Annotated in this window: 3 protein-coding genes and 3 pseudogenes; 3 read left to right on the forward strand and 3 right to left on the reverse strand. The window is 69.1% G+C overall.

The window, feature by feature from the left end:
* The first annotated feature begins 50 nt into the window (after nucleotides 1-50).
* Nucleotides 51-4582 (forward strand): annotated as a pseudogene (gene gltB / locus GJ632_RS05540) (glutamate synthase large subunit).
* 117 nt (nucleotides 4583-4699) lie between these two features.
* On the forward strand, nucleotides 4700-5692 hold the full coding sequence (locus GJ632_RS05545; protein WP_191452349.1) for an NAD-dependent epimerase/dehydratase family protein: 993 nt from the start codon (nucleotides 4700-4702) through the stop codon (nucleotides 5690-5692).
* A 96-nt stretch (nucleotides 5693-5788) separates the two neighbouring features.
* Here the strand turns inward: GJ632_RS05545 and GJ632_RS05550 are convergent.
* Nucleotides 5789-6479, reverse strand: a pseudogene (locus GJ632_RS05550) (HD domain-containing protein).
* 191 nt (nucleotides 6480-6670) lie between these two features.
* Between GJ632_RS05550 and GJ632_RS05555 the strand changes: the two are divergent.
* Nucleotides 6671-7405 carry an alanyl-tRNA editing protein gene (locus GJ632_RS05555; protein WP_191452350.1) on the forward strand — a complete coding sequence of 245 codons (735 nt, stop codon included), beginning with the start codon at nucleotides 6671-6673 and terminating at the stop codon, nucleotides 7403-7405.
* A gap of 16 nt (nucleotides 7406-7421) precedes the next feature.
* On the opposite strand, the gene GJ632_RS05560 is transcribed toward GJ632_RS05555, so the two are convergent.
* Both GJ632_RS05560 and GJ632_RS23120 read right to left on the reverse strand, forming a co-directional pair.
* Entirely contained in the window at nucleotides 7422-8201 is a 780-nt protein-coding gene (locus GJ632_RS05560; protein ID WP_191452351.1) for an FkbM family methyltransferase, read from the reverse strand.
* 178 nt (nucleotides 8202-8379) lie between these two features.
* Nucleotides 8380-8793, reverse strand: a pseudogene (locus GJ632_RS23120) (diacylglycerol/lipid kinase family protein); the annotation flags it as partial.
* Between the last annotated feature and the right edge of the window lie 31 nt (nucleotides 8794-8824).

Below are 8824 nucleotides of genomic sequence, written 5' to 3' on the forward strand. Positions count from 1 at the left end.
CCTTATGCTTTCAGGATAACGCGTTTAAATGGAGAGGCTAAGTGGGACACATGACCAAGCCACATAGAGACACCCCTGTTCCGTCGGACGGACTCGCGGACCCGACCGACGAACGCTCGAACTGCGGGGTTGGTGCCGTAATCGACCTCGACGGTGGGGTAAGCCACGAGACGGTCGCGGACGGGCTCGAACTACTGGAGAACCTCGAACACCGGGGCACCACCGGTGCGGAGGAGGACACCGGCGACGGCGCCGGCATCATGGTCCAGCGACCCGACGAGTTCTTCGACGCCGTCGTGGACGCGGCGTTACCGGACGAGTACGCCGTCGGGTCGATATTCATGCCGACGGACGACGCCGCCCGCGAGACGCTCACCGACCTGTTCGAGCGCGAACTCGCCGCGCACGGGCTGACGGTCGTGACCTGGCGGGACGTGCCCACGGACAACGCGGACCTCGGGAAGACGGCGCTCGACTCCGAGCCCGACGTGTGGCAGGCGTTCGTCGTCCCGGAGACCGAGATGGACGACGACGAGTTCGACCGCGCGCTCTACCTCGCGCGCCGCGCCGTCGAGAACGCGGTGGACGAACTCGACGAACGGGGAGCCGCGCGCTTCTACGTCTGTTCGCTCTCGCGGAAGACGCTGGTCTACAAGGGCCTCCTGAAGGGCGAACAGCTCGCGGACTACTACCCCGACCTGCGGGACGAACGGCTGAAGACGACGCTCACGCTCGTCCACGCGCGGTTCTCGACCAACACGCTGGGCGCGTGGCACCTCGCGCACCCGTACCGCCACATCATCCACAACGGCGAGATAAACACCATCCGCGGCAACGTCAACTGGATGCGCGCGCGGGAGACGGACCTCGAACACCCCGACTTCGGCGACGACATCGACACGGTCAAGCCGGTGACGAAGGCCGACCAGTCCGACACCGCCTCCGTCGACAACGCGGTCGAACTCCTGCTTCAGGGCGGCCGCGAACTCCCGCACGTCCTGCGGATGCTCATCCCCGAGGCCTACCGCGGCGACGACGCGATGTCGGCGGAACGCCGCGAGTGGTACGACTACCACGCCTCGCTGGTCGAACCGTGGGACGGTCCCGCCCTCGTGGCGGCGACCGACGGCGACCGGGTGGCGGCCGTCCTCGACCGCAACGGGCTCCGCCCCTGCCGCTACGACGTGACGACGGACGGCACGCTCGTGATGGCCTCCGAAGTCGGCGCTCTGGACACCGACCCCTCCGAGATTCGCGAACGCGGTCGGCTCCAGCCCGGCCAACTGTTCGTCGCTGACCCCGAAGAGGGGCGCGTCATCCCCGACGAGGAGGTGTTCGACTCGCTGACCGACGAGAAGTACGGCGAGTGGGTCGACGACCAGCAGCGCCGGATGTCCGACCTCGCGGACGCCGACGACTACGCGCCGCACGGCGTCGTCGACGACCTCCGCGCCCGGCAGGCCGCCTTCGGCTACACCACCGACCAGCTGAACCACCTCATCGAACCGATGGCGAGAGACGGGAAGGACCCCGTCGGCTCGATGGGCGACGACACGCCGCTGTCGGTGCTGTCGGACTTCGACCGCCCGCTCTTCACCTACTTCAAGCAGCTGTTCGCGCAGGTGACGAACCCGCCGTTAGACTACATCCGGGAGGAACTCGTCACCTCGCTGGAGTCGCGTCTCGGACCGGAGCGGAACCTGCTGGACGAGACGCCGGAACACGCCCGGCAACTCGTCCTCGACTCGCCAATTATCTCCGACGCCGAGACGGCCGCCATCAAGAACCTGAACGGCGACATGTCCTCGGCGGTCGTGGACATCACGTTCGACACCGAGACGGCCCTCCGGGACGCCGTCGAACGCGTCCGCGCCGACGCGGTGGCCGCCATCGAGGACGGCGCGGACGTGGTCGTCCTCTCGGACCGGGGCCTCGACGCCGACCGAGCGGCCGTCCCGAGTCTCCTCGCGACGGGCGCGGTCCACCACGAACTCGTCCGGACCGGCCTGCGCAACCACGCCGGCCTCGTCGTCGAGTCGGGCGAACCGAGCGAGGTGCACCACATGGCCACGCTCGTCGGCTACGGCGCGGGAGCGGTCAACCCCTACCTCGCCTACCAGACCATCGGCGACATCGTCGCCGGCCCCGACGGCGCGGACGAGGAGAAGGCCATCGCCGCCTACACGAAGGCGCTCGAAGACGGCGTGCTGAAGACGATGGCGAAGATGGGCATCTCCACCGTCGCCTCCTACCAGGGCGCGCAGATATTCGAGGCCGTCGGGCTCGACTCCGACTTCGTCGCCGAGTACTTCGAGGGGACGGAGATTCGGACCGAGGGTATCGGCATCGACGTCGTCGAACAGGACCTGCTGACCCGCCACGCCGTCGCCTACGGTGCCGACCCCCAACTCCAGCATCAGGGCGAGTACGAGCACCGCTCGAACGGCATCTACCACCAGTGGAACCCGAAGACGGTCGGGACCCTCCAGCAGGCGGTCCGCTCGGGCGACTACGAGAAGTATCAGGAGTTCGCCGACCTCATCAACGACCAGTCGAAGGAACTCCAGACGCTCCGGGGTCTGCTGGAGTTCGACTCCGACCGCGACCCGGTGCCTCTCGACGAGGTGGAACCGGTCGAGGACATCGTCGAGCGCTTCTCGACGGCGGCGATGTCGCTCGGCAGCCTGTCGCCGGAGGCGCACGAGAACAACTCCATCGCGATGAACCGCATCGGCGGGAAGTCCAACTCCGGCGAGGGCGGCGAACCGCCCGAGCGGTTCGGCACGGAGAAGGAGTGTAACGTCAAGCAGGTGGCGTCCGGCCGGTTCGGCGTCACCAGCCACTACCTCTCCAGCGCCGACGAACTGCAGATAAAGATGGCGCAGGGGTCCAAGCCCGGCGAGGGCGGTCACCTGCCCGGCAAGAAGGTCAACGAGATGATAGCGCACGTCCGCTTCGCGACGCCGGGCGTCGGTCTCATCTCGCCGCCGCCGCTGCACGACATCTACTCCATCGAGGACCTCAAGCAGCTCATCCACGACCTGAAGTCTGCCAACCCCGACGCGGACGTCAACGTGAAACTCGTCTCCGAAGCCGGCATCGGCACCATCGCCGCCGGCGTCGCGAAGGCGAACGCGACGTGGTCCACATCTCGGGCCACGACGGCGGCACCGGCGCGTCGCCGAAGACGTCCATCAAGAACGCCGGCCTGCCGTGGGAACTCGGACTCGCGGAGGCCAACCAGATGCTCCGCGCGACGAACCTGCGCTCGCGCATCCGCGTCACCGCCGACGGCGGCATGAAGACGGGTCGCGACGTGGCCGTCGCCGCCCTCCTCGGCGCCGAGGAGTACGTCTTCGGGACGGCATCGCTCGTCACCTCGGGCTGCGTGATGGCCCGACAGTGCCACGAGAACACCTGTCCGGTCGGCGTCGCCACCCAGCGGGAGGACCTGCGCAAGCGCTTCCCCGGCCAGCCCGACCACGTCATCAACTACATGACGTTCATCGCGGAGGAACTCCGCGAGATACTGGCCGAACTCGGCTTCCGGTCGGTCGAGGAGATGATCGGCCGCCCCTCGCTGCTCTCCCAGCGCGAGACGGACCACGAGAAGGCCAAGCATCTCGACCTCTCGTCGGTCATCGCCGAGCCCGCCTCGGGCGCGCGCTACAAGACCGAAGAACAGGCGCACAGCGACGTGGCCGAGAGCCTCGACCACGAACTCGTCGAGGCGGCCGAACCGGCGCTCGAACGCGGCGAACCGGTCGAGATTCGCCGCGAGGTGTCGAACGTGGACCGCGCCATCGGCGCGATGCTGTCGAACGAGATATCGAACCGCTACGGCGGCGAGGGACTCGCGGACGACACCATCCGCTGTGAGTTCTCCGGCGTCGCCGGCCAGTCGTTCGGCGCGTTCCTCGCCAGCGGCGTGACGATGCGCCTCTCGGGCGCGTCGAACGACTACGTCGGCAAGGGACTCTCCGGCGGGAAAGTCGTCGTCACGACGCCCGAAACGGCCGCCTACGAGGCCGACGAGAACGTCCTCGTCGGCAACGTCGCCTTCTACGGGGCGACGCAGGGCGAGGCGTACGTCAACGGCGTCGCGGGCGAGCGCTTCTGCGTCCGCAACTCCGGCGTGAAAGCGGTCGTCGAGGGCGTCGGCGACCACGGCTGCGAGTACATGACCGGCGGCGTCGTCGCCGTCCTCGGCGACACCGGCCGCAACTTCGCCGCGGGGATGTCCGGCGGCGTCGCGTACGTGTACGACCCCGACGACGAGTTCGAGGCGAAGGCGAACACCGGCATGGTGTCGCTCTCGGACGCACTCGACGACTCCGACGAGGCGATGCTGCACCGTCTCGTTGAGAACCACGCGGCGTACACCGACTCCGAGCGCGCGTCGTGGATGCTCGACGACTGGGCGAGCGTCGTGGACGACTTCGTGAAGGTGATGCCCGACGCCTACGCCGACATCGTCGCGGAACGCGCCGAGGCGGACGTGCGGCGCGAACTCCCCGAGTCGGCGTCGGCCGTCTCGCCCGACGGCGAGTCCGGGACGCTGGCGCAGACCAGCGACGACTGAGCGGACTGCGGCGCTGACCGGACTTGCACGGGGAGAGGCCGCCCGGGACGCCGCCCACTCCCGGTAGCCGACTCCGGTACTTCCACACTTTTCACCGCGGCCCGCAGAGTGAGTCGTATGACCGACACCGCACTCGTCGTCGGCGGGACGCGCTTCATCGGCCGGCACGCCGTCGACGACCTGTTGGACCACGGCTACGACGTCGCCATCTTCAACCGCGGCAACCACGAGAACCCGTTCGCCGAGGACGACCGGGTCACGCACGTCGAGGGCGACCGGACGGACGACACGGCGCTGAAGGCCGCGAAACTCTCCGTCGAACCGGACGTCGTGGTCGACTGCGTGGCGTACCACCCCGCGGACGTGGAGGCGGCCGTCGAGATATTCGCCGACGTGGACGCCTACGTCTACATCTCCAGCGGTGCGGCGTACGGCCGCGAGGAGATTCCAAAGCGTGAGGGCGAGACGCCGCTGTGCGACTGCACGCCCGAACAGGCCGAGTCAGACTCCTCGGAGTCCTACGGGCCGCGGAAGGCCGAGGGCGACCGCATCGTCTTCGACGCCGCGATGGACGGCGTGAACGCGATGTCGGTCCGCCCGTGCATCGTCTACGGCCCCGACGACTACACGGAGCGACTGGACTACTGGATAGACCGGGTCGAGACGTCCGACCGCGTCGTCGTCCCCGGCGACGGGACGAACGTCTGGCACCGCGCGTACGTGAAGGACGTGGCGAGTGCGCTCCGCGTCGTCGCCGAACGCGGGACGCCCGGCGAGGCGTACAACGTCGGCGACCGGCGACTCGTCACGCTGGAGGAGATGGTGGACCTGATAGCCGAGGCGGCCGACACAACCGTCGAAGTCGTCCACGCGGGCGAACGAGAACTCGCCGCCGCCGACCTCTCCGCGGACGACTTCGTCCTCTACCGGGACTACCCGCACGTCCTCGACACGAACAAACTGGCCGACCTGGGCTGGGACTCCACCCCCCTCGACGAGGCGATGGCGGCGTCGGTGGACGACCACCGCGACTCCGACCGCGACGGCTCCGAGTGGGACCCCGGCCGCGACGCCGAGGAGTCGGTGCTGGAGATTCTGGACACGCTGTAACAGTCGGAGTGGCTCGGCCGCGTGCCGTTCGCGGCCGTCTCGGCCGCGGGCATCACTGTCGCCCGCGTCTCGGTCGACCGCCGCGCGCCCGTCGCCTCAGTCCCCGAACTCGTCGTGGTCCATGCCGGGGACCTCCTCCTCCAACCACTCGCGGAACCACTTGACCCGCTTGAGTCGCTGGTGGGCGATGCTCTCCGCGCTGTCGCTCTCGATGCGGTCCGTCGCGGCGTGCCCGCGTTCGAGGACGCGTTCGACCATCTCGGAGGCGTCCATGTGGGTTCGCGCCTCGTAGCCCATGCGGAGGAGCATCAGGACGGTGCCGTTCGCGCCGACTTTGTCGAGGATGTCCGCCTCGATGAGACACCGCGTCTCCAGCGTCACGTCCTCCAGCGACCCCTGATAGGAGTGGTCGGCGACGACCTGACACACCTGTTCGACGAACGACTGCGGGAAGTCGCCGTGCGACGTGAGGTACTCGCGGGCGACGCGCGCGCCCTCCTCGGCGTGGACCTCCTGGTCGGCCTCCAGTTTGGCGATGTCGTGGAACAGGGCGGCGACGCGGACGACGTCCACGTCTCCCCCCTCCGCGTTCGGCTATCTTCGAGGCGAGGTCGACGACGTTGAGGATGTGGTTGAACCGGTACTCCGCGCTGTGCCACGGATACCACCGCATGCGGCCGCCGTCGTCTTCGTTCTCCACGCTGGCGGCGAGGTAGTCCTCGACGAATCGCTGCATCGTCTCGAACTCCTCGGCGGACACGGGAGATTCCTTTATTTCAACGCCCACGGTGCCACCTCCGATCGACACGTTGGAGGGAAGTTCGAACGTTCGCGTTCGTATTCATTACCCGAATTAATGGTTGTTCCGCTCTTAGGCGTTACGACGAGCGAGACCGTTGCTCGGCGGCGCGCGGACCGCCCGACGCCCGTACGGCGACCGAAGGCCCTTACTCCCTGCGTTCGTACTGAGGCCATCAGATGCCGAGCGAACCCCTCTACTTCGAAGACACCGCCCGACGGTCGTTCGAGGCGACGGTCGCGTCCGTCGCCGGCGACCGCGTCGTCCTCGACCGGACCTGTTTCTACCCGACCGGCGGCGGGCAACCGAACGACACCGGCACCCTCCGCGACGACGAGGGCCGCGAGTGGCGCGTCACGGACGTGGCGAAGCGAGGCGAGATTCTCCACACGCTCGACGGCGACCCGCCGGACCCGGGGACGGCCGTGACGGGCGAACTCGACTGGGACCGCCGACGCGCCCACATGCGCTACCACACCGTCCAGCACCTGCTGTCGGCCGTCCTCTTGGACGAGTACGACGCCGAGACGACGGGCAACCAACTGTACGACGACCACGCGCACCTCGACTGCGCGTACGACCGGTTCGAGCGGAGCGACCTCGATGCCGTCGAGTCGCGACTGAACGAACTCGTCGCCGACGCGCGGCCCGTCCGCTGGCACGTGATGGACCGCGAGGTGGCCGAGGAGTCGCTGGACACGGCGCGGACGCGCATCCACCTGCTGCCGGACTCCATCACCGAGGTCCGCATCGTCGAAGTCGCCGGCGCGAGCGACGACGACCCGCCGTTCGACCGCACGGCCTGCGCGGGGACGCACGTCGCCGACACGGCGGAGATAGGAGCGGTCGAGGTGACGGGCCGCCGGACGCAGGGAGCGACCGAGGAGCGCGTGGAGTTCGTCCTCCGAGAGTGACCCTCACCGGGGGCAACTAGCCGTCGGGCGTACAGACCCACCCATCGGGCCGGGTGCGAATCTCGTATCCGAGCGGAGCGAGGGCGTCGGCGACGGCGCGGCGTTCGCTCTCGTCGTGCGGTTCGAAGTAGACGGTCGGCCGCGCCGATTCGAGGACGGCCCGCGCACCCGCGAGGACGGCCGCCGCGCCGCCCTCCACGTCGACCTTCAGGTGGTCCGGGGGCGGGGTTCCGGCGGCGACGAGGCCGTCCAGCGTCACTACCGGCACCTCGACGGTGCCGCGGACGCGCGCCTCCCACGCGCTCGCTCGCGCCTCGTCGAACGAGCCGAGTTCGTCGTACGTCGACCGGAAGAACCGGCGGGTCCCCGTCTCGTCGCCGACGCCCTCGCCCCGCACCGCGACGTTGGCGAAGTCGTTGACGCGGACGTTCGCCGCGAGGTGCGACCGAACCGCCGGGTCCGGTTCGAAGGCGACGACGCGCGCGTCGGGCTGGCTCGCGGCGACGGCCAGCGAGTACACGCCGGTGTTCGCGCCCACGTCGTACACCACGTCGCCGGGGGCCACCGCGTCGAGGAGGCGTTCGAGCAGCACGTCGTCGCCGTGCCGGAGGAGGGGTTCGTAGCTCCGAAACGTCGCGTCGCCGACGCGCTTTCGCGTGGCGACCAGTTCGCGCTCGTGGTTCGCGCGCGTCACCGCGTAGTACGCGCCGTAGAATGGCCGGCGGAGACGCCACCGCAGTCGCGACGCGAGCGACGGGCCGTCCGTGCGGCCGAGCGACGGGACGTCGAAGTCCATCGCACGGGGAGACTCGCGGGCGGAGTATGCCCCTTTCGGTCGGGGGTGCCGACGGGACGGCCGGCGGCGCGGCGTCAGGCGTCGAACGGCGACGGGTCGTAGTCGGGCCCGACGCAGCGCGGAGCGCCAGCGGACGCGTGTGCAGGGAGAGGCGACTGGTCGCGTAGGGTTCGCCGTCGAGGCTGAAGTCGATGCTCTCGTCGTCGCCGGCGCGAATTTCGAGTTGACTGGCGCGGACGTGGAACACGTTCTCCGTGCTCTCGCCGAGCACTCGCTGGGCGATGGCCTCGGCGATCATCTCGACGGTCGGCATCTGTTCGATGACGACCACCTCGAAGTGGCCGTCCTCGACGTCCGCCTGCCCGCCCTCCTTCGCGAACCGCCGGAGGTTCCCGACCAGGACGCAGACGGCCTCGCCGGACCACCGGCGCTCCTCGCCGTTCGAGACGGCCGTGAGGTCGACGTGGAGGCCGTCGAAGTCGGCCATCTCCCGCAGGCCCTCGACGACGAAGGCGAACGACCCGAACCGCTCTTTCGAGTCGTCCGAGGTGTTGATGCTCGCGTCCGCGATGAGGCCGGCGATGCAGGACATCGCGAACGGTTTGCCGTCGGCGACGCCGACG

Source organism: Halogeometricum sp. CBA1124 (genome assembly GCF_009741955.1).
Taxonomy (GTDB): Archaea; Halobacteriota; Halobacteria; order Halobacteriales; family Haloferacaceae; genus Halogeometricum; species Halogeometricum rufum.